The sequence below is a fragment of the Pseudomonas japonica genome (genome assembly GCF_013522925.1).
Classification (GTDB): Bacteria; Pseudomonadota; Gammaproteobacteria; order Pseudomonadales; family Pseudomonadaceae; genus Aquipseudomonas; species Aquipseudomonas japonica_A.
In genome coordinates this window covers 84,686-104,598 of the sequence record NZ_JAAMQU010000015.1, presented here as the reverse complement: position 1 = coordinate 104,598, position 19,913 = coordinate 84,686, and the positions used below count along the sequence as shown (strand labels likewise).

Annotated in this window: 16 protein-coding genes; 13 read left to right on the top strand and 3 right to left on the bottom strand. The window is 62.1% G+C overall.

The features are described from left to right. The first annotated feature begins 30 nt into the window (after positions 1–30). Complete coding sequence (locus tag G7016_RS21535; RefSeq protein ID WP_181117752.1) at positions 31–822, top strand: cyclic nucleotide-binding domain-containing protein; 792 nt, start codon at positions 31–33, stop codon at positions 820–822. A gap of 179 nt (positions 823–1,001) precedes the next feature. Here the strand turns inward: G7016_RS21535 and sfsA are convergent, their stop codons facing one another. Continuing rightward, positions 1,002–1,712 carry a DNA/RNA nuclease SfsA gene (gene sfsA / locus G7016_RS21530; RefSeq protein ID WP_181117751.1) on the bottom strand — a complete coding sequence of 237 codons (711 nt, stop codon included), beginning with the start codon at positions 1,710–1,712 and terminating at the stop codon, positions 1,002–1,004. Continuing rightward, positions 1,712–2,884, bottom strand: a complete 1,173-nt coding sequence (locus G7016_RS21525) for a pyridoxal phosphate-dependent aminotransferase (RefSeq protein ID WP_181117750.1) — start codon at positions 2,882–2,884, stop codon at positions 1,712–1,714. The genes sfsA and G7016_RS21525 overlap by 1 nt, the downstream gene beginning before the upstream one ends. Positions 2,885–3,141: 257 nt before the next feature. Between G7016_RS21525 and dksA the strand changes: the two genes are divergently transcribed. From dksA to pgi, 10 genes are all read left to right on the top strand, one after another. After that, positions 3,142–3,588 carry an RNA polymerase-binding protein DksA gene (gene dksA / locus G7016_RS21520; RefSeq protein ID WP_181117749.1) on the top strand — a complete coding sequence of 149 codons (447 nt, stop codon included), beginning with the start codon at positions 3,142–3,144 and terminating at the stop codon, positions 3,586–3,588. Positions 3,589–3,660: 72 nt separating this feature from the next. Further along, the gene (gene gluQRS, locus G7016_RS21515) at positions 3,661–4,545 is read left to right on the top strand and encodes a tRNA glutamyl-Q(34) synthetase GluQRS (RefSeq protein ID WP_181117748.1); all 885 of its coding nucleotides are present in this window, start codon (positions 3,661–3,663) and stop codon (positions 4,543–4,545) included. Between the two features lie 105 nt (positions 4,546–4,650). Then, complete coding sequence (locus tag G7016_RS21510; protein ID WP_003250005.1) at positions 4,651–4,827, top strand: hypothetical protein; 177 nt, start codon at positions 4,651–4,653, stop codon at positions 4,825–4,827. Continuing rightward, on the top strand, positions 4,811–7,765 hold the full coding sequence (locus G7016_RS21505; protein ID WP_181117747.1) for a sensor histidine kinase: 2,955 nt from the start codon (positions 4,811–4,813) through the stop codon (positions 7,763–7,765). The genes G7016_RS21510 and G7016_RS21505 overlap by 17 nt, the downstream gene beginning before the upstream one ends. A gap of 23 nt (positions 7,766–7,788) precedes the next feature. Then, entirely contained in the window at positions 7,789–9,210 is a 1,422-nt protein-coding gene (locus G7016_RS21500; RefSeq protein WP_181117746.1) for a sigma-54-dependent transcriptional regulator, read from the top strand. Between the two features lie 636 nt (positions 9,211–9,846). Further along, positions 9,847–11,238 (top strand): polynucleotide adenylyltransferase PcnB, encoded by a 1,392-nt coding sequence (locus tag G7016_RS21495; RefSeq protein WP_181117745.1) that lies wholly within the window; start codon positions 9,847–9,849, stop codon positions 11,236–11,238. A 5-nt stretch (positions 11,239–11,243) separates the two neighbouring features. Further along, a complete protein-coding gene (gene folK, locus G7016_RS21490; protein ID WP_181117767.1) occupies positions 11,244–11,732 on the top strand; it encodes a 2-amino-4-hydroxy-6-hydroxymethyldihydropteridine diphosphokinase in 489 nt (162 codons plus the stop codon). A 223-nt stretch (positions 11,733–11,955) separates the two neighbouring features. Next, positions 11,956–12,756: a 3-methyl-2-oxobutanoate hydroxymethyltransferase gene (panB, locus tag G7016_RS21485; RefSeq protein ID WP_181117744.1), complete on the top strand. Its 801-nt coding sequence runs from the start codon at positions 11,956–11,958 to the stop codon at positions 12,754–12,756. Then, a complete protein-coding gene (gene panC / locus G7016_RS21480; protein ID WP_181117743.1) occupies positions 12,753–13,613 on the top strand; it encodes a pantoate--beta-alanine ligase in 861 nt (286 codons plus the stop codon). Before panB ends, panC begins: the two co-directional genes overlap by 4 nt. 222 nt (positions 13,614–13,835) lie before the next feature. Then, positions 13,836–15,500, top strand: a complete 1,665-nt coding sequence (gene pgi / locus G7016_RS21475; RefSeq protein WP_181117742.1) for a glucose-6-phosphate isomerase — start codon at positions 13,836–13,838, stop codon at positions 15,498–15,500. Here pgi and G7016_RS25225 read toward each other — a convergent pair. Continuing rightward, positions 15,488–15,616, bottom strand: coding sequence for a hypothetical protein (locus tag G7016_RS25225; protein WP_258195279.1), 129 nt, complete (start codon positions 15,614–15,616; stop codon positions 15,488–15,490). The two genes, pgi and G7016_RS25225, sit on opposite strands and share 13 nt — an antisense overlap. 61 nt (positions 15,617–15,677) lie before the next feature. On the opposite strand from G7016_RS25225, the gene G7016_RS21470 reads away from it, so the two are divergent. Next, complete coding sequence (locus G7016_RS21470) at positions 15,678–16,859, top strand: acetyl-CoA C-acetyltransferase (RefSeq protein ID WP_181117741.1); 1,182 nt, start codon at positions 15,678–15,680, stop codon at positions 16,857–16,859. 157 nt (positions 16,860–17,016) lie between these two features. Continuing rightward, positions 17,017–19,911 (top strand): DUF748 domain-containing protein, encoded by a 2,895-nt coding sequence (locus G7016_RS21465; protein WP_181117740.1) that lies wholly within the window; start codon positions 17,017–17,019, stop codon positions 19,909–19,911. Positions 19,912–19,913 lie beyond the last annotated feature (2 nt).

Here is a 19,913-nt window from a genome sequence, read left to right as displayed (position 1 = left end):
CGCGCCAAGCGCGCACGCTGAGAATGAATCATGTATCTAGTTGGGGAGCAGTCGGCCTACGCCGAAGAATGGATCACACGCTTGCAAGGGTTGCCTTCGCGGCTGTTGGAAGGCGCGCGAGCCAGTGATTCACCGCTGGAATTATCGGCTGACACCCTCCTCGGATCGCATATACGCCCCGACCAGCTTTACCTGATCGAGGCCGGGCTTGTGCAGGTGGCCTTGAACGACCGCAATCTGTTCTATCTCAGCGAGGGTGATGTGCTCAACCTTGCACCGGCGCCTGAAGGCCTGGAATGCCGCTACCGCGCCCAGGCGCCCCTGCGCCTTGTTCCTTTTGAGCGCTCCACCGCCCTGGCTCACATTGGCGCCGCGGGTAAAAGCGAGCTGCTCGCCGATTACCTGGGGGGGCATGCCTGGTTACTCGCCGAAGCCGTTACCCGGCTGAAACAGCCCGAATACCGCAGCGCCAGCGGCTTCAAACATGTGGCCGCTGGTGAAGTGCTCATCCGCCAGGGGGATGAACCCGATCATGTCTTCATCATCATCGACGGTCACGCGGAGGTATTCGTCGACGGCCTGAAGGTGGGAGATGTTGCCAAAGAGGAAATTTTCGGCGCGATGGCAGTGTTCACCGAGGAAAAGCGCACCGCCACCGTGATTGCGAGCACCGCTTGCACAGTAATGATGATCCCGAAGGATCAATTCCTTGCGATGACGCAGTCCAATCCAAAAATTGCGCACAGCCTTATCGAGAGCATGGCCAAGAAAATCAATGTGTTAAATCGCCAGCTCACAGGATCTGGCTTGGAGCCGCAATAAACCCACGAAAATGCACTTGACTCTCAAATGAGAATAGTTATGATTAGCACAACTGGTCGCGAGATCAGCCGATAAGCAGCCCGGTGGTTCGGACTCAGCTTATCTCCTCATCAGGCTAATCACGGTTATTGACCCGGCTCTTGCCGGGTCTTTTTTTGCCTGTGAAAAATGCACCCCGCTCAATCCAGCTGAAGGCTGAGCCGGCGGTCAATGAACACTTCTTCTGGCGTAAGGTGTACGCCGTAGGCGAGCACCTCTACACCTTCACTGGCAGCGAGGCGAAGCGCCTGGGCATAGGTGTCATCGATTTCCCAGGCTGGGCGAACGCTCTCGATACCGCTCAGATTCACGCAAAACAGCTGTACTGCCCGTACGCCGCGCCTGGCCAGCGCGGCCAGCTCACGCAAATGCCGCGCTCCCCGCTGGGTCACAGCATCTGGGAAGGCCGCCACTGTGGTGCCATCGAAGCCCAGGGTTACGCTTTTCACTTCCACGTAGGCTTCGCTTGATGCAAAGCCAAGGTGAAAGTCTATCCGGCTGTTTTCTTCTCCATACCGCACCTCGCGGCGCAGCTGGGTATACCCCGCCAGTTCCGGAATCATCCCGGCCAGCAACGCTTCCTCCACCAGCCGGTTGGCTCGCCCGGTATTGATACAGGCCAAGCGCCCTTGGGGTGTTTCCACGATTTCCCAGGTACCGGGCAGCTTGCGCGAAGGGTCGCTCGAGCGGCTGAACCATACCCGGCAGCCAGGCGCCATGCAGTTGAGCATCGAGCCGGTGTTCGGGCAATGCACAGTGAGCTGGCTCCCATCTGCCAGTTCGATGTCTGCGAGAAATCGCTTGTAGCGGCGCAGCAAGGTGGCAGGCTCCAAGGGCGGATCGAAACGCATCAGCCTTGCCACCGTTGCAGGCCACGGGCAATGCGCTCAACGGCCTGCTCCAGCCGAGGCAACGCCTGGGTGTAGGCGAAGCGCACATGCTGGCGCGCCAGGTGCCGGCCGAAATCGAGGCCCGGTGTGAACGCCACGTGCTCCTCTTCGAGGAAGAACCGGGAGAATGCAAAGGCATCACCACCGAAGCGGCTGATATCCGCGTACAGGTAGAACGCCCCTTGGGGTTCCACTGCAATGTCGAAGCCCAGCCCGCGCAGGGCTGGCAGAAGAAAATCTCGCCGCTGTCGAAACGCTTCGCGGCGGCTTTCGAGGATTTCCAGCGTATGGGGCTCGAAACACGCCAACGCCGCATGCTGAGCGATGCTCGGGGCGCTTATGTAAAGGTTCTGCGCAAGCTTTTCGAGCTCGGGAACTGCTGCTGGCGGGGCTACCAGCCAGCCCAGCCGCCAGCCGGTCATGCCGAAGTACTTGGAGAAGCTGTTGAGCACAAAGGCCTCGTCATTCACTTCGAGCACGCTGTGTGCATCCATGCCATACGTGAGGCCATGATAGATTTCATCCACTACCAGGTGGCCCTCCCGTGCGTCCAGCGCCTCGCTCAACGCTTTCAGTTCGCTCAGCCCAAGCACGGCGCCCGTGGGATTGGCCGGCGAGGCCACCAAAGCCCCCACGGAACGGTCATCCCAGTGCTCGGCGACCAGCCGCGAGTTGAGCTGGTAATGGTCCGCAGGCCCTACGGGCACTAGCTTCGCCTCGCCCTCGATCAGCCTGAGAAAGTGCCGATTACACGGATAGCCCGGATCTGCCAGCAGCCAATGCTGGCCCGGGTCGACCAGCAAGGCACTGGTAAGCAGCAGCGCGCCAGAGCCCCCGGGGGTCACCATGATGCGCGCCGGATCGATGTCCAACCCGTAGCGCTGGCCATAAAACCGGGCGATGGCCTGGCGCAGCGCAGGCAACCCTCGTGCGGCGGTGTAGCCGGTATGGCCGGCGGCAAGCGCAGCCTGCCCTGCCGCCACGATGGGTGCGGCGGTGACAAAGTCCGGCTCGCCGATTTCCAGGTGAATCACGTCATGGCCGGCTGCCTGAAGCTCGTTCGCGCGAGCCAGCAGGGCCATCACATGGAAGGGTTCGATCGCGCGGCTGCGCGCGCTGTAAGGCTTGGCCATGACGCGGTCTCGAGTTGCCTGGCAGAGCGGCGATTCTACGGCAAGCTCGCCCGCAAATGCGCGCTTTCGGGGCATAGTTGAATGAACCGCCGTCCCGGTTGTCCAACCGCGTTGCAGCAGCAAATCAGGCTAGACAACCGGGAGTGGCGCACCCGGATTCGATCTGGTAAGTTCGCCCGCTTGCAGTCGCGGGGCCGGCGGGCGCCGGAGATGGATCATCCCGCGCAGTGGATTAGAAGAGCGAGAGGCGGTCATTCATGCCCACCAATGAAAACCAGCAAAACAGTCCCGAGCTTGTTCGCGGCTTCAAACCCTATGAGGAAAAAAAGGGCGAGGAGTACATGAGCGAAGCGATGCGAGCTCATTTCACGCAAATCCTGAATCAATGGAAACAAGAGTTGATGCAGGAAGTCGACCGCACCGTGGACCACATGAAGGACGAGGCAGCCAATTTCCCGGACCCGGCAGACCGTGCCAGCCAGGAAGAGGAATTCAGCCTCGAACTGCGGGCCCGCGACCGCGAGCGCAAGCTGATCAAGAAGATCGACAAAACCCTGCAGTTGATTGAAGACGAAGAATACGGCTGGTGCGACTCTTGCGGGATCGAAATCGGGATTCGCCGCCTCGAGGCGCGCCCAACCGCTGATCTGTGCATCGATTGCAAAACCCTCGCTGAAATCAAGGAAAAACAGGTCGGCAAGTGATCTGAGTCGGGGGCGCTCCAGCCGCGCGCCCCTGTTTGGCCGGTATAACGGCATCCCTTCGGCCCTTTCCTCATGAATTCCTCGCGTACAGGTCGCTTCGCCCCTACACCTAGTGGCTTGCTTCATTTCGGCTCGCTGGTGGCCGCCCTCGCTTCGTTCGCTGATGCCCGTGCCCAAGGTGGCCAATGGCTTGTGCGCATGGAAGACATCGACCCTCCGCGCGAAGCGCCGGGCGCGAAAGCCGCCATTCTCGAAACCCTGCACGCCTACGGCTTTGAGTGGGACGGCCCGGTGCTTTACCAGAGTGAACGCTCGAGCAGGTACCAGGCGGTCATCGATCACTGGCTGCGACAGGGCCTGGCCTACGCCTGCACCTGTTCACGCAAGGCGCTGGAGCCCTACGCCGGCGTTTACCCAGGCTTTTGCCGCAATGCGGGCCACCCGCCAGAGGGCGCGGCCATTCGCCTGCGAGTGCCCGAGCTGCGCTATGGCTTCCAGGACCGTCTGCAGGGCCATTTCGAGCAGCACCTGGGTACGGAAGTGGGCGATTTCATCATCCGCCGACGCGACGGCCTATACGCCTATCAGTTGGCGGTGGTGATCGATGACGGCGACCAGCAAGTCACGGACATCGTTCGCGGGGCCGACCTGCTCGATTCCACGCCCCGTCAGCTATACCTTCAGGAGCTGTTGGGCCTTCCCTCGCCTACGTACTTGCATGTGCCGCTGCTGGTGCAGCCAGACGGCCACAAGCTGGGCAAAAGCTACCGCTCGGCACCGCTCACCGCGGCAGACGCCCGAAGCCAGCTGTTACGCGCCTTGCGCACACTGGGCCAGAAGCCGCCGCCCGAACTGCAAGGCGCGCAGCCCAGGGAGATACTTCAGTGGGCGGCAAGCCATTGGAGCGTCGATGCACTGCCTCGCGTAGGCACGCTAGCTGAAGCCTCGCTCCTCTGATGCGCCGCGTGCCTGGCGCTGTAGGCAGCCAGGCAGGCATCCGCTAACATCCCGGCACCCCCGCCGGGGTACGTCTGAAGCCGACCGGGAAGTGAAGAGGCCAGCATGTATATCTATCGCTTGGTGTTGCTGCTGGTCGTTGGCATCTATCTGTTCTCGCCGGCCATCATGGACTGGTGGATAGAACCCACCGGCGCCTGGTACCGCCCCTACCTGCTGTGGCTGATCCTCATCGTGGTCACCTTTATCCTGCAAAGCCAGAGAGATGCCGATGAGCTTTAGCCTTACCCAGATGATCCTGATCAGCGCCGCCTACCTGCTGGTGCTGTTCGGCGTAGCGTGGGTGAGCGAGCGAGGCATGATCCCTCGTTCGATTATCCGGCACCCCCTTACCTACACGTTATCGCTGGGCGTGTATGCCAGCGCCTGGGCGTTCTATGGCACCGTGGGGCTGGCCTACGAATATGGCTACGGCTTCCTGGCCTGTTACCTGGGCGTGTCGGGCGCCTTTCTGCTGGCGCCGGTATTGCTGTATCCCATTCTGAAAATCACCCGCACCTACCAGCTCTCCTCGCTGGCAGACCTGATTGCCTTCCGGTTTCGCAGCACCTGGGCGGGCGCGCTGACCACCCTGTTCATGCTGGTAGGGGTGTTGCCTCTGTTGGCCCTGCAGATACAGGCCGTGGCGGACTCCATCGGCATTCTGACCCAGGAACCGGTCAAGGACCGGGTAGCCTTGAGCTTCTGCGCGCTGATCACCCTGTTCACGATTTTCTTTGGCTCGCGCCATATCGCTACGCGAGAAAAGCACCAAGGGCTGGTATTCGCCATCGCCTTTGAATCCATCATCAAGCTGATCGCCTTGGGCGGGCTCGGCCTGTACGCGCTGTATGGCGTGTTCGGCGGCCCTCATGAGCTGGAGCTGTGGCTGCTGCAGAACCAGATGGCGCTGGCGGCGCTGCATACGCCGCTTCAGGAAGGCCCATGGCGGACCCTTCTGCTGGTGTTCTTTGCCTCTGCCATCGTGATGCCGCACATGTATCACATGGCCTTTACCGAGAACCTCAACCCTAGAGCATTGGTAAGCGCCAGCTGGGGCCTGCCGCTGTTCCTGTTGTTGATGAGCCTGGCGGTGCCGTTGATTCTGTGGGCAGGGCTCCGCCTGGGTGCCACTACATCGCCGGAATACTTCACCCTCGGCATTGGTATCGCGGCCAACAACAAGGCGCTTGCCTTGCTGGCCTATGTAGGCGGGCTGTCGGCGTCCAGCGGCTTGATCATCGTGACCACCCTGGCGCTGTCCGGCATGGCGCTCAACCACCTGGTGTTACCGCTGTACCAGCCTCCCGCGGGCGGCAGCATTTACCGCTGGCTGAAATGGACCCGTCGCGGCCTGATCGTGGCCATCATCATGGCGGGGTACGCGTTCTACCTCATGCTCGGCACCCGCCAGGACCTCGCCCACCTGGGGATCGTGGCATTTGTAGCGACCTTGCAGTTCCTTCCCGGCGTGCTGTCAGTGCTGTACTGGCCCACAGCCAACCGCCGCGGCTTTATCGCCGGGCTGCTTGCCGGCGTGGCGGTATGGTCGCTGACCATGCTGATGCCACTGGTGGGTGACGTGGACGGGTTCTATATCCCCGTGCTGGACATGATCTACGTGCTGGACGATACCAGCTGGCACATGGCAGCCATCGCGTCGCTGGCCGCCAACGTACTGCTGTTTACGCTCGTGTCGGTGTTCACCGATGCCAGCGCAGAGGAAATGAGCGCCGCAGAGGCCTGCGCGGTGGACAACGTTAGGCGCCCGCAACGGCGCGAACTGCACGCGGCGTCCCCGCAGGAATTTGCGACCCAACTGGCCAAGCCGCTGGGCGCCCGCGCCGCGCAAAAGGAGGTGGAGCAAGCACTGCGCGACCTCTATCTGCCATTCGATGAGCGCCGCCCCTACGCCTTGCGCCGTTTGCGCGACCGTATCGAGGCCAACCTCTCTGGCCTCATGGGCCCCAGCGTTGCCCAGGATATCGTCGAGACGTTCCTGCCCTACAAGTCCGGCGGCGAAACCTACGTCACCGAAGACATCCACTTTATCGAAAGCCGGCTGGAGGACTACCACTCCCGCCTCACCGGCCTTGCCGCCGAGCTCGATGCCCTGCGCCGCTACCACCGGCAAACGCTTCAGGAGTTGCCCATGGGGGTGTGCTCACTGGCCAAGGACCGGGAAATCCTGATGTGGAACAAGGCCATGGAAGAGCTCACCGGTATCTCGGCGCAGCGTGTGGTGGGCTCGCGCCTGGCCACCATCAGCGAGCCCTGGCACGAACTGCTGCAAAGCTTCATTGAAGGCACAGACGAACACCTGCACAAACAGCGCCTGGCACTGGATGGGCAGATCCGCTGGCTCAACCTGCACAAGGCGGCGATCGACGAGCCGCTCGCGCCGGGCAACAGCGGCCTGGTGCTGCTGGTCGAAGACCTCACAGACACACAGATGCTCGAAGACAAACTGGTGCATTCCGAGCGGCTGGCGAGTATTGGCCGGCTGGCTGCCGGTGTGGCCCATGAAATCGGCAACCCGATCACCGGCATTGCCTGCCTGGCGCAAAACCTGCGCGAAGAGCGCGAGGAGGATGGCGAAATCACCGAGCTGTCCAACCAGATACTGGAGCAGACCAAGCGGGTGTCGCGCATCGTCCAGTCGCTGATGAGCTTTGCTCACGCCGGCAGTCATCAGAACAGCGAGGAAGCCGTGAACCTGGCCGAGGTCGCCCAGGACGCGATCGGCTTGCTGGCCCTCAACCGGCGCAATTTCGAGGTGCAGTTCTACAACCTCTGTGACCCGGACCATTGGGCCGAAGGCGATCCCCAGCGCCTGGCTCAGGTACTGATCAACCTGCTGTCCAATGCCCGGGACGCCTCGCCGGCCGGCAGCGCCGTGCGGGTGCGCAGCGATGCCAGCGAACACACCGTAGACCTGATCGTCGAAGACGAAGGCACCGGGATTCCCAAAAACATCATGGATCGGCTGTTCGAACCCTTTTTCACCACCAAGGATCCGGGCGAAGGCACGGGGCTGGGCCTCGCGCTGGTCTATTCCATTGTGGAGGAGCATTATGGGCAAATCACCATCGACAGCCCGGCTGACCTAGAAAAGCAAATCGGAACCCGTATCCGGGTAACCCTGCCACGCCACGTCGAAGCGACGTCCGCCGTTAACTGAGACCGTCGAGAGAACCGAATCAGATGCCGCACATTCTCATCGTCGAAGACGAAACCATTATTCGCTCTGCCTTGCGTCGCCTGCTTGAACGGAATCAGTACCAGGTCAGCGAAGCGGGGTCTGTGCAGGAAGCACAGGAACGTTTCACCATTGCCTCGTTCGACCTCATCATCAGCGACTTGCGGCTGCCAGGCGCACCAGGCACCGAACTGATCCGCCATGGCGAAGGCCGGCCGGTGCTCATCATGACCAGCTACGCCAGCCTGCGCTCCGCCGTGGACTCCATGAAGATGGGCGCGGTGGATTACATCGCCAAGCCCTTCGACCACGACGAAATGCTTCAAGCCGTGGCGCGGATTCTCCGTGAGCGCCAAGGGCCGGCTTCGGCCGGTGATCCGCAAAAAGCCGCGCCACGCGGTAACGACAAGCTGGCAGGCAACCCTCAGGGTGAGATTGGCATTATCGGCTCTTGCCCGCCCATGCAGGACCTGTACGGCAAAATCCGCAAGGTGGCGCCTACGGATTCGAACGTGCTGATCCAGGGCGAGTCCGGCACCGGCAAGGAACTGGTCGCGCGCGCGCTGCATAACCTGTCACGGCGCGCCAAGGCGACCATGATTTCGGTGAACTGCGCGGCCATCCCTGAAACCCTGATCGAATCCGAACTGTTCGGCCATGAAAAAGGCGCGTTCACCGGTGCCAGCGCAGGCCGCGCGGGCCTGGTAGAAGCTGCAGACGGCGGCACGCTGTTCCTCGACGAGATCGGCGAACTGCCCCTTGAAGCGCAGGCCCGCCTGCTACGCGTATTGCAGGAAGGCGAGATTCGCCGGGTAGGTTCGGTGCAGTCACAAAAGGTGGATGTGCGCTTGATCGCAGCCACCCACCGAGACCTGAAAAGCCTCGCCAAGGTTGGCCAGTTCCGCGAAGACCTTTACTACCGCCTTCACGTGATTGCCCTGAAGCTGCCGCCGCTGCGTGAGCGTGGCAGCGATGTGATCGAAATCGCCAACGTATTCCTCGCCCGGCAGGCTGCGCGCGCCGGCCGTGACGGGGTTCGCTTCGGGCCCGACGCCGAGAGCGCCATCCGGCACTACGGCTGGCCCGGCAACGTCCGCGAGCTGGAGAACGCAGTGGAACGGGCGGTGATCCTCAGCGAGAGCAATCAGATTTCCGCCGACCTGCTGGGCATAGATATCGAGCTGGGCAGCCTGGATGAAGACGATGACTTCCCGGCGGCGAGCGCTGCCCAGCCATCGAACAACCATGAGCCTACCGAGGACCTTTCACTGGAGGACTATTTCCAGCATTTCGTGCTCGAGCACCAGGACCACATGACCGAAACAGAGCTGGCGCGCAAGCTGGGGGTCAGCCGCAAGTGCTTGTGGGAGCGTCGGCAGCGTTTGGGCATCCCTCGGCGCAAATCCAGTGTGGCCAACGAAGGCTGAGAAGGTGTTACCGCCCCGGCACATCACGTAACAAAGCCGGGGCATACGGTAACGGTTTTTCCCTGTAGCGCACTTGGCAAACCACTACCTTTTAGCTCAAGCCCTTGAAAACAAAGGGTTTTTAAAAGTTGGCACAGCATCTGCTATATCTACGGTACAAGAACAACAACAAGCGCCAAGACACATAATAAAAACAACACGAATCGACTCACGCATAACAAAAACAAGACGGCATGAGGCGTAGCTAACTGATTCTTTTGGAGAGGTATTGTTTCGGATTTTCCGCGACCAGGCCGAGAACAACAAAAACTGCGCTACAGCAGTGCCTGAACTGGTTGGACCCACGGGTCGTCACAATACGGCGTTCAAAGCAATCCGTTTGCTCTTTGCTCCCCTTTTGGGAGAAGCCCCTGGCAAAACGCCTGATGGGCTGGGCACTCAACAAAAACAAAAAGCCCGCGCAAGAATAAAAACGAGCAAGCAACGACTTTGCAGGGGAGCTTCGGCTCCCCTTGTCGTGTCCGTACCAGCCCATTTCGCGGCCTCCTACACCATCCCGTCACTAAATGCTAGAATCCCCGCCCATCATGCGGTCACTCCTGGTATGACCGATCATCCCTTCATACAGTGCATCCCATGCTGAAGAAGCTGTTCCAGTCTTTTCGTCCCCCGGCCCGTCAGGTCCACCATCAACGTAGCACGCCCGAAGTGCTGAACAGCGGCACCCATGGCCTGCAGCGTCAGCAGTTCAGCCGCCATGCCGTAGGCATCGTCGAACGCCTGCAGCAAGCCGGTTATCAGGCTTATCTGGTAGGCGGCTGTGTCCGCGACCTGCTGCTGAATATCACGCCCAAGGACTTCGACGTTGCCACCAGTGCCACGCCCGAGCAGATCCGTGCGGAATTCCGCAACGCCCGGATCATCGGCCGGCGTTTCAGGCTCGTGCATATTCATTTCGGCCGCGAGATCATCGAAGTCGCGACCTTCCGCGCCAACCATCCGGAAGACGACGAAACGGCTACCAGCCATCATTCGTCGCGCAACGAAAGCGGGCTGATCCTGCGAGACAACGTTTACGGCACCCTGGAAGAAGACGCACAACGGCGCGACTTCACCATCAATGCGCTGTACTACGACCCGGTCAGCGACCGTATTCTGGATTACGCCAATGGCGTGCACGACGTGCGCAACCGCCTCGTGCGGCTGATCGGCGAGCCCCGTCAGCGGTATCAGGAAGACCCGGTGCGCATGCTCCGCGCGGTGCGCTTTGCTGCCAAGCTGGACTTCGGCATCGAGCGCCACACCATGCTGCCGATTCGCGAAATGGCCGAGTTGCTTCAGGACATCCCGGGCGCGCGCCTGTTCGAGGAAGTGCTCAAGCTGTTCCTGTCCGGCCAGGCGACCGATACGTTCGAGATGCTGGTGGACCTCAACCTGTTCGAGCAGATGTTCCCGGCGAGCGCCGACGCGCTGGAACATAACCCTACCTATACGCACACGCTGATTCGCAACGCGCTGGTCAACACAGACCTGCGGGTGCAACAGGGCAAGCCGGTCACGCCGGCCTTCCTGTTCGCGGCCCTGCTGTGGCCTGCCTTGCCAGCACGGGCCCTGCAGTTGCAGGCCAAAGGCATGCCGCCGATCCCTGCCATGCAGGAAGCCGCCCACGACGTGATTGCCGAGCAGTGCCAATACATTGCCATTCCCAAGCGTTTCACCTTGCCCATCAAGGAAATCTGGGACATGCAGGAGCGCCTGCCGCGGCGCAGCGGCAAGCGTGCCGATGCCCTGCTGGACAACCCTCGCTTCCGCGCCGGTTATGACTTCCTGCTGTTGCGCGAAACCGCCGGCGAAGAAACCGACGGCCTGGGCGAATGGTGGACGGACTACCAGGACGCTTCCGACACGGAGCGCCGTAACATGATCCGCGACCTGGGCAGCCGGGAAGACACCGCCAGCGCGGGCGCACCAGTGCGCAAGAAGCGCCGCAGCAATACCCGGCGCAAAGGCGACAGCATCGCCGAATGAAAGCCATGGAACGGGTATTCGTGGGGCTGGGCAGTAACCTGGCCGCCCCTGCCCAGCAATTGCGCCAGGCTATCGACAGCCTCAGCCACCTGCCCGGTTGCGCGCTGGCAGGCATCTCGAGCTTGTACATGAGCGATTCGCTACTGCCGGGCCAGCCCCGGTACAGCAACGCGGTCGCGGCACTGGACACGTCCCTTGAGCCGCTGGCACTGCTGGATGCGCTGCAAGGTATCGAAAACAACCAGGGCCGTGTGCGTGCCGAACGCTGGGGGCCACGTACGCTGGACCTGGACATCATCCTGTTCGGCGAGCGGCAAATCGACGTTCCCCGGCTGCGTGTGCCCCACTACCACTTGCACGCCCGACCGTTCGTCCTCTATCCCTTGGCCGAGTTGGTCGATGAGCGCTTCATTCTGGCAGATGGCCGTAGCCTGGCTTCTCTGTTGAGCGAGTGCCCTTTCGAGGGCCTGGAGCGCGTAGGCAACCTGGCGTAGCGCCGAGGGGCTGCCGGTAACACCGGTAACGCTCAAGTGTGCCGCCTGGATTGACTTCCCAGGGGTGGCTCACGACTATAGGCGGCCTGCCGGCTTCCGGCAGGCACAAACCGGTAACGCAGGGCCGCTGCCTGCCCCCGCGCCCTGCGTATACCTGCGCACCGCTACCCAGATACACGTGTTGCCTCGCCCCTGTGGCAAGGCCGACCGAGGATTGGAATTCATGCCAGCGATAACCCTGACCACCCTCAGCGCCCTGAAGGCCAAGGGTGAAAAAATAACAATGCTGACCTGCTACGACGCTACCTTCGGCAAAGCAGCCAGTGATGCAGGGGTTGAGATACTGCTCATCGGGGACTCCCTGGGCATGGTCCTGCAAGGCCATGACAGCACCCTCCCCGTTACCAACGCAGAAATGGCCTATCACACCGCTTGTGTAAAACGCGGTAACACCGACGCATTGATCCTCGCCGACCTGCCCTTCATGGCCTGCGCCACGCTCGAACAGGCATTCGCCAACAGCGCCGCACTGATGCAGGCGGGCGCACACATGGTGAAGGTCGAAGGTGCCGCATGGCTGGGCGAGACCATCCGCCTGCTGGCTGAGCGCGGTGTGCCGGTGTGCGCGCACATGGGCCTTACGCCCCAATCGGTGAATGTGCTGGGCGGCTACAAGGTGCAAGGCCGGCTCGAGAGCCAGGCGCGGCAGATGCGCGCCGACGCCATTGCCCTGCAGGACGCTGGCGCGGCAATGATTTTGCTCGAATGCGTACCGAGCGAACTGGCCGCGGAGATTACCCAGGCGGTTCGCGTGCCAGTGATCGGTATCGGCGCTGGCCCCGCCACCGACGGCCAGGTGCTGGTGCTTCATGACATGCTGGGCCTGTCACTGAGCGGCCGCGTGCCCAAGTTCGTCCGCAATTTCATGACCGGCCAGCCCGACATCCATAGCGCGCTGCGGGCCTACGTGGCCGCGGTCAAGGATGGAAGCTTCCCTGCCCCCGAACACGGATTCAACGCATGAACACAGTAAAAACTGTACTCGAGCTGCGTGCCGCCGTGGCACGGGCGCGCGCGGAAGGTAAACGGATCGGCTTCGTGCCTACCATGGGCAACCTGCACAGCGGCCATGTGGCGCTGGTGACCAAGGCCTGCCAGCGCGCAGACTTCGTGGTGGCGAGCATTTTCGTGAACCCTCTGCAGTTCGGCGCCAACGAAGACCTGGACAGCTATCCCCGCACACTGGCCGCGGATCAGGAAAAGCTGCTGGAGGCCGGCTGTAACCTGCTGTTCGCGCCCTCTGTGAGTGAGGTGTACCCCGGCGGCACATCCACTCAAACCCGCGTGAGCGTGCCCGAACTGTCCCAGGAATTGTGCGGCGCGAGCCGTCCGGGGCATTTCGAAGGCGTGGCCACAGTGGTCAGCAAATTGTTCAACATGGTGCAGCCAGACCTGGCTGTGTTCGGCCAGAAGGACTACCAGCAGCTGGCCGTGATCAAGGCGATGGTCCGCGACCTGAACTTGCCGGTGCAGATCATTGGCGAGCCCACGGTGCGGGCAGAAGATGGCCTGGCCTTGTCTTCCCGCAACGGCTACCTCAGCGTGGAACAACGCGCCATCGCACCGGCGATTCACCGTAGCCTGGAGGCTATCGCCACAGCACTTGCGCAGGGCAATCGCGACCTTCAGGGGTTGATGACCGAGCACCGCAAGCGCATCGTGGACAGCGGCATGCGCCTCGACTACCTGGAAATTCGCCACGCCGACACCCTGCGCGCCGCAACGGAGCAAGACGTGGAGCTGGTGATCCTTGCCGCCGCTTACCTGGGCAACACCCGGTTGATCGACAACCTGCGGGTAAGCCTGAGCCCGGCCGCCTGAGGAAAAGGTTATCGGGCACGGCGCGACGGCGCCTGCTACCTTCCGGTGACATAAGATAGTATCGGAAACGCTTGGAGGCAGGCGCAGACAGCGCCCCGCCCAAGCGTTACCGTGATGTTCCGGCCAAACGCTGCCTTGTGCTCTGGCAGCTCAAATACAAAGCAACCCGGCCGCCCCCCGTAGTGTCCAAGAGGCTGACCAAGTAAAAGGAAACTTGCAGAGATGGCGTACTACCGCAATCCTCATGACGTGACCGCCCTTCCCGCCTGGCAGGCGCTCAAAGAGCACCGCGCCGCCATGCAGCATTTCAGCATGCGCGAAGCCTTCCAGGCCGACCCCGAGCGCTTCGGCACTTTCTCGCTCAGCGCCTGTGGCTTGTTCCTCGACTATTCCAAGAACCTGATCACCAAGGAAACCCGTGACCTGCTGGTGCAGCTGGCCAATGAGGTGAAGCTGTCCGAAGCGATCAACTCGATGTTCGATGGCGAGATCCTGAACGCCTCCGAAGGCCGCCCGGCCCTGCATACTGCCTTGCGCCGCCCCATCGGCGACAAGTTGAAGGTGGGTGGCACCAACATCATGCCCGAAGTGCACAAAGTGCTTGGGCAGATCACCGAACTGGTTACCCGCATCCACGATGGCCTGTGGCGCGGTTACACCGAAAAACCGATCACTGATGTGGTGAATATCGGTATTGGCGGTTCTTTCCTCGGCCCTGAGCTCGTCTCTGAAGCCCTGCTGCCTTACAGCCAGAAAGGCGTGCGTTGCCATTACCTGGCCAATATCGACGGCAGTGAATTCCACGAGCTGTCGGCGAAACTTCGAGCCGAAACCACGCTGTTCATCGTGTCGTCGAAATCCTTCGGCACGCTGGAAACGTTGAAAAATGCCCAGGCCGCCCGGGCCTGGTACCTGGCACAGGGTGGTTCGGAGGCTGAGCTGCACCGCCACTTCATCGCGGTGTCCAGCAACAATGCCGCCGCAGTCGCCTTTGGTATCCGTGAAGAAAACATCTTCCCGATGTGGGACTGGGTAGGTGGGCGTTATTCGCTGTGGTCGGCCATCGGCCTGCCGATTGCGCTCTCCATCGGTACCGCCAACTTCAAGGAACTGCTGTCCGGCGCGCACACCATGGACCAGCATTTCCAGACCGCGCCGTTCTCGAGCAACATGCCGGTGCTGCTGGCGTTGCTGGGGGTGTGGTACGGGAATTTCTGGGGCGCGCAAAGCCACGCGATCCTGCCGTACGACCATTACCTGCGCAACATCACCAAGCACTTGCAGCAGCTGGACATGGAATCCAATGGAAAGAGCGTGCGCCAGGATGGCTCTCCCGCGGTCACCGACACCGGCCCCGTGATCTGGGGCGGCGTGGGCGCCAACGGGCAACACGCCTATCACCAGCTGCTGCATCAAGGCACCCAGGTGATCCCCGCAGACTTCATCGTGCCGGTGGTGAGCTTCAACCCGGTCGCCGACCATCATCAATGGCTGTTCGCCAACTGCCTGTCTCAAAGCCAGGCACTGATGCTGGGTAAAACCCGGGCCGAAGCCGAGGCCGAGCTGCGCGCCAAGGGTGTGGCAGAGGCCGAAGTCGAGCGGCTGGCACCGCACAAGGTCATCCCGGGCAACCGTCCGAGCAATACGCTGGTGGTGGAACGTATCAGCCCTCGCCGCCTGGGTGCGTTGGTGGCCATGTATGAACACAAAGTGTTCGTACAAAGCGTGGTGTGGGGTATCAACGCCTTCGACCAGTGGGGCGTGGAACTGGGCAAGGAGCTCGGTAAAAACGTGTACCAGCGCCTGATCGGTGATGTAGAGGAGCCGGCAGAAGACGCCTCCACTCAAGGCCTGATCGACTTCTTCCGCAGCCGTCACCGCGGCTGAACCGCTGGATGATCGAAGCCCTCCGGCGCCGGGTCGAACGTCAGGTGCTCAGCCTGACCGGCCTGGCGCTGGGGCAGCGCCGTACGTAGGCGCAACGGATACAAATATGCCAACATGCGCCCACTCCGCTATCTCCAGCCTACCCAGGCCAGCTAAAAACAATGAGGATCGAAGCGCATGAAAGAGGTCGTTATCGTCGCTGCCAAGCGCACCCCCGTGGGCAGTTTCCAAGGGGCCTTGGCGTCCGTTTCCGCGGTTGAGCTAGGGGCAACGGTGATCCGCCAGTTGCTCAGCGACACCGGCCTGGCACCGGCAGAAGTGGACGAGGTCATTCTTGGCCAGGTGCTCACCGCCGGCGCGGGCCAGAACCCTGCGCGGCAGTCCTCCATCGTGGCGGGGTTACCGCCTTCCGTTCCAGCCATGACAGTGAACAAGGTCTGCGGTTCTGGCCTCAAGGCATTGCACCTGGCTACGCAGGCCATTCGTTGCGGCGACGCGGATGTGATCATTGCCGGCGGGCAGGAAAGCATGAGCCTGGCCAATTACGTGCTGCCAGGCGCCCGCACCGGCCTTCGCATGGGGCATGCCACCATGGTGGACACGCTTATCAGCGATGGCTTGTGGGATGCCTTCAATGATTACCACATGGGCATCACGGCCGAGAACCTGGTCGAGAAATATGACATCAGCCGGGAAGACCAGGACACCTTCGCCGCGGCGTCCCAGCACAAGGCCGCCGCGGCGGTGGAGTCTCGCCGCTTCCATAGCGAAATCAGCCCTGTCAGCGTGCCCCAGCGCAAGGGCGAGCCGCTGCAGATCGTCGATGACGAACAGCCTCGTGCCGGTACCACCGTTGAAGCGCTGGCCAAGCTCAAGCCCGCTTTCAAAAAGGACGGCTCGGTCACTGCCGGGAACGCCTCTTCGCTGAACGACGGCGCAGCGGCTGTCATTCTCATGAGCGCTGAAAAAGCCGCAGCCCTTGGCTTGCCAGTGCTGGCGCGCATTGCCGGCTACGCCAACGCCGGGGTAGACCCCGCCATCATGGGCATCGGTCCGGTCAGCGCCACACGGCGGTGCCTCGAAAACGCAGGCTGGGCCCTTGAAGACCTTGACCTGATCGAGGCCAACGAAGCGTTCGCGGCCCAGGCCCTGGCGGTTTCACGCGAACTGGGCTGGGACATGGACAAGGTGAACGTGAACGGCGGTGCGATCGCGCTCGGGCACCCCATTGGCGCCTCCGGGTGCCGTGTACTGGTTACCCTCCTGCATGAAATGATCCGCCGGGACGTGAAGAAAGGGCTGGCCACGCTTTGCATCGGTGGTGGCCAAGGCGTAGCCCTGGCCATCGAACGGCCCTAACAAGCTGTAAGCGGCAAGCTGCAAGCTGCAAGCTGCAAGAAAGAGCGCCGCGTATTGCTCCTACTTGCGGCTTGAAGCTTGAGGCTTGGAGCTGCCGCCGGGAACCCAACGGCTGCGTTACACTCCAACGCACCTTTCCTGATCAAGCGAAGCCGACATGCCCATCAGATTGCTACGCATCGGCGCCGGGGTGCTGATTGCTCTCGCGTTGTATGCCCTGTTGGGGTTCTGGGTTGCGCCGGTCGTTGCCCTGCGCATTACCAACGACAAGCTCGCCGAGCTGGCCGCCGTGCCGGCGCGCCTGGAGCAGATCCGGTTCAACCCGTTCACCCTGCAGCTGGAGCTGTACGGCCTCAGGTTCGGAGAAGCAGGGGCCGAACAGGTAGGGTTCCAACGGTTGGCAGCCAACTTACAGGTCGATAGCCTGTGGCGCCGCCAGGTTCACCTGGCAAGCGTTGAACTCACTCAGCCGAAAGTCCAGGTATTGATAGCCGCAGACGGCACGCTCAACCTTGCCCAATTGTTCAAGCCTTCCAACGCCCCCGAGCAGCCGGCAACCACCGAGAACGACTCGCCGTTCCCGGTCACGATTGACACACTGGCGCTGAGCCAAGGCTATGTGCACTTTCGTGATGCCCGCTCCAAGGCACCGGTGGAATTCACCTACGACGCAATGGACTTCCAGCTTCGGCACCTGACCACGCTGCCCAAGGGCGATGCGGAAATGGAGCTCACGGCGCGGGGCCCGTTGGTAGGGAAGCTGGAATGGGCCGGGCGCTTCGCGCTGTTCCCGTTTACCTCCAAGGGCCACCTCACGCTTACCAATGCTCCCTTGCAAACATGGTGGCCTTACGTGCAAGCCGCCGCGCCCTTGAAGCTGGAGCAGGGGCAGGTGAGCGCCGATCTTGATTACACCCTGGACCTGACCCAGCAGGCCCAGGTGGTTGTGAGCAACGCGCGGTTGAGCCTGGCACCCTTCGCCATGGCCAGCCCCGACGGCAAACCCTTGGTACGGCTGAAAGCTTTGGACGTTACCGGCGCCTCTTTCGATCTTGCACAGCGGCATGTGACGCTTCCCAGCATCGCGGCCCAGCAACTGGAAACCTGGGCCGCGCGCGAAGCCGATGGCCAGCTTGACTGGCAACGGTTGTTCAGCGGACCAAACCCACCCGCACCGGCGGCCCAGCCGCCCGCACCCAGCGCCGAGGCGCAGCCGTGGCGCATCACACTCAACGATGCGCGCCTGACCGACGCCCGGGTGCACCTCGCGGACAGGTCAGCCGCCGACCCGGTTCAGCTGGACCTTGCCCCACTGAACGTACATGTGAGCGGTTACGACAGCATCAATGGCCAGCCAGTACACGTGGACATTGATACTGGCGTCGGGCGCCAAGGCAAGCTGCAGGCCAAGGGGCAGCTTTCGCTGAGCCCCGTGAGTGGCGAGTTCGCGGTTACCACCCGGGACATCGACCTGCGCATCGCCCAGGCCTATATCACGCCCTTCATGCGCCTGGAATTACGCAGCGGCATGCTCGACAGCGACTTGAACGTAGCGCTGAGCAATACCGCGCCGCTGGCATTTACCGTTACTGGCAAGGCCCAGGTGAATCAGCTGCATACGCTGGATACACTCAAGTCCCGGGACTTCCTGCGCTGGGCCCGCCTGAACCTCGACGGTATCGACTACCGCCATGGCGAGGGGCTGAGCATTGATCAGGTCACCCTGACGCAGCCCTACGCCCGCTTCATGATCAATGAAGACCGCAGCACCAACATTGACGACCTGCTGGTCCCGCAGCCCGCCGCGCCGGCGGTACCGCGGGCGCCAACCGAGCCCTCGAAGCCCCTTGCCATACGCATCGGCGGCATTGCTTTCAGTGACGGCTCTGCCAACTTCGCGGATTTCAGCCTCACCCCCAATTTCGCCACGGCCATCCAGCAACTCACCGGGCAGGTGGGCACCCTCGACAACCAGCGCCCTCTCGCTGCCCGGGTGGACATCAAGGGCCGGGTGGACCGCTACGCGCCGGTTACGATCGAAGGCAGCCTGAGGCCGTTCGACCCCCTGGCGAGCCTGGACATCGCCACCCATTTCCGCCGGGTAGAGCTGACCACGCTCACCCCTTACTCAGGGAAATTCGCCGGGTACCGCATTCGCAAGGGCCGGCTGGACCTGGACCTTCACTACCAGATCACCAAGGGGCAGCTCAAAGCCGACAACAACCTGGTGGTGGAACAACTGGAACTCGGGGAGAAGGTAGACAGCCCCGATGCGGTCAACCTGCCCATCAAACTGGCGATCGCTTTGCTCAAAGACAGCCATGGGCGGATTTCGATTGCACTGCCCGTGTCGGGCGATTTGAACAATCCGCAGTTCAGCGTGATGCCGGTGGTATGGCAAACCTTGCGTAACCTGATGGTACGTGCGGCTCAGGCCCCATTCAGGCTGCTGGGTAGCCTGGTACAGGGCGGCGGCGGTGAAGACCTCGGCACCGTCACCTTCGAGCCCGGCAGCAGCGAGCTGGACGCCCAGGCCAAGGCCGACCTGCTCAAAGTGGCGGGCGCCCTGACCCAGAAACCTGAGCTACGCCTTGAGGTGGAAGGCGCGAGCGCGGCAGCGAGTGATGGGCCGCTGATTGCAATGCAACGTCTGGAGCGGGAATACCAGGCCATGTGGTACAAAATCTTGCAGCGGCGCGGCGACAAAGTGCCGGCACAAGCGGCGCAGATCACCGTACCAGCCGATGAGAAACCGGCGCTGCTGGAAGGTATCTACCGCACACGCCTCAAGCAACAACCGCCTGCGGATTGGCAGGCGCTGGCCCCAGCGGAGCGGCAGCAGAAGCTTCAGGTGGCGGTTATCGATTCATGGCGCGACAACAATACCCTCCTCCGCCAGCTGGGTCAGGCGCGCGCCGCCAGCATCAAGGACTTCATGGTTGCTCAGGGCAAGCTCTCGGATGATCGGGTTTACCTGATCGATGCCCGGCTGGAAACGCCTGGGCCCAATGGCCGCGTGACCAGTCTGTTGCACCTTGACGTAGCCCCGTAACA

Coding starts and splice junctions, on each gene's coding strand:
- panB (WP_181117744.1), top strand. CDS start 11,956: ATGCCAGCGATAACCCTGACCACCCTCAGCGCCCTGAAGGCCAAGGGT.
- G7016_RS25225 (WP_258195279.1), bottom strand. CDS start 15,616: ATGTTGGCATATTTGTATCCGTTGCGCCTACGTACGGCGCTGCCCCAG.
- folK (WP_181117767.1), top strand. CDS start 11,244: ATGGAACGGGTATTCGTGGGGCTGGGCAGTAACCTGGCCGCCCCTGCC.
- gluQRS (WP_181117748.1), top strand. CDS start 3,661: ATGAATTCCTCGCGTACAGGTCGCTTCGCCCCTACACCTAGTGGCTTG.
- G7016_RS21510 (WP_003250005.1), top strand. CDS start 4,651: ATGTATATCTATCGCTTGGTGTTGCTGCTGGTCGTTGGCATCTATCTG.
- dksA (WP_181117749.1), top strand. CDS start 3,142: ATGCCCACCAATGAAAACCAGCAAAACAGTCCCGAGCTTGTTCGCGGC.
- G7016_RS21470 (WP_181117741.1), top strand. CDS start 15,678: ATGAAAGAGGTCGTTATCGTCGCTGCCAAGCGCACCCCCGTGGGCAGT.
- G7016_RS21535 (WP_181117752.1), top strand. CDS start 31: ATGTATCTAGTTGGGGAGCAGTCGGCCTACGCCGAAGAATGGATCACA.
- G7016_RS21500 (WP_181117746.1), top strand. CDS start 7,789: ATGCCGCACATTCTCATCGTCGAAGACGAAACCATTATTCGCTCTGCC.
- panC (WP_181117743.1), top strand. CDS start 12,753: ATGAACACAGTAAAAACTGTACTCGAGCTGCGTGCCGCCGTGGCACGG.
- G7016_RS21465 (WP_181117740.1), top strand. CDS start 17,017: ATGCCCATCAGATTGCTACGCATCGGCGCCGGGGTGCTGATTGCTCTC.
- G7016_RS21505 (WP_181117747.1), top strand. CDS start 4,811: ATGCCGATGAGCTTTAGCCTTACCCAGATGATCCTGATCAGCGCCGCC.
- pgi (WP_181117742.1), top strand. CDS start 13,836: ATGGCGTACTACCGCAATCCTCATGACGTGACCGCCCTTCCCGCCTGG.
- G7016_RS21525 (WP_181117750.1), bottom strand. CDS start 2,884: ATGGCCAAGCCTTACAGCGCGCGCAGCCGCGCGATCGAACCCTTCCAT.
- sfsA (WP_181117751.1), bottom strand. CDS start 1,712: ATGCGTTTCGATCCGCCCTTGGAGCCTGCCACCTTGCTGCGCCGCTAC.
- G7016_RS21495 (WP_181117745.1), top strand. CDS start 9,847: ATGCTGAAGAAGCTGTTCCAGTCTTTTCGTCCCCCGGCCCGTCAGGTC.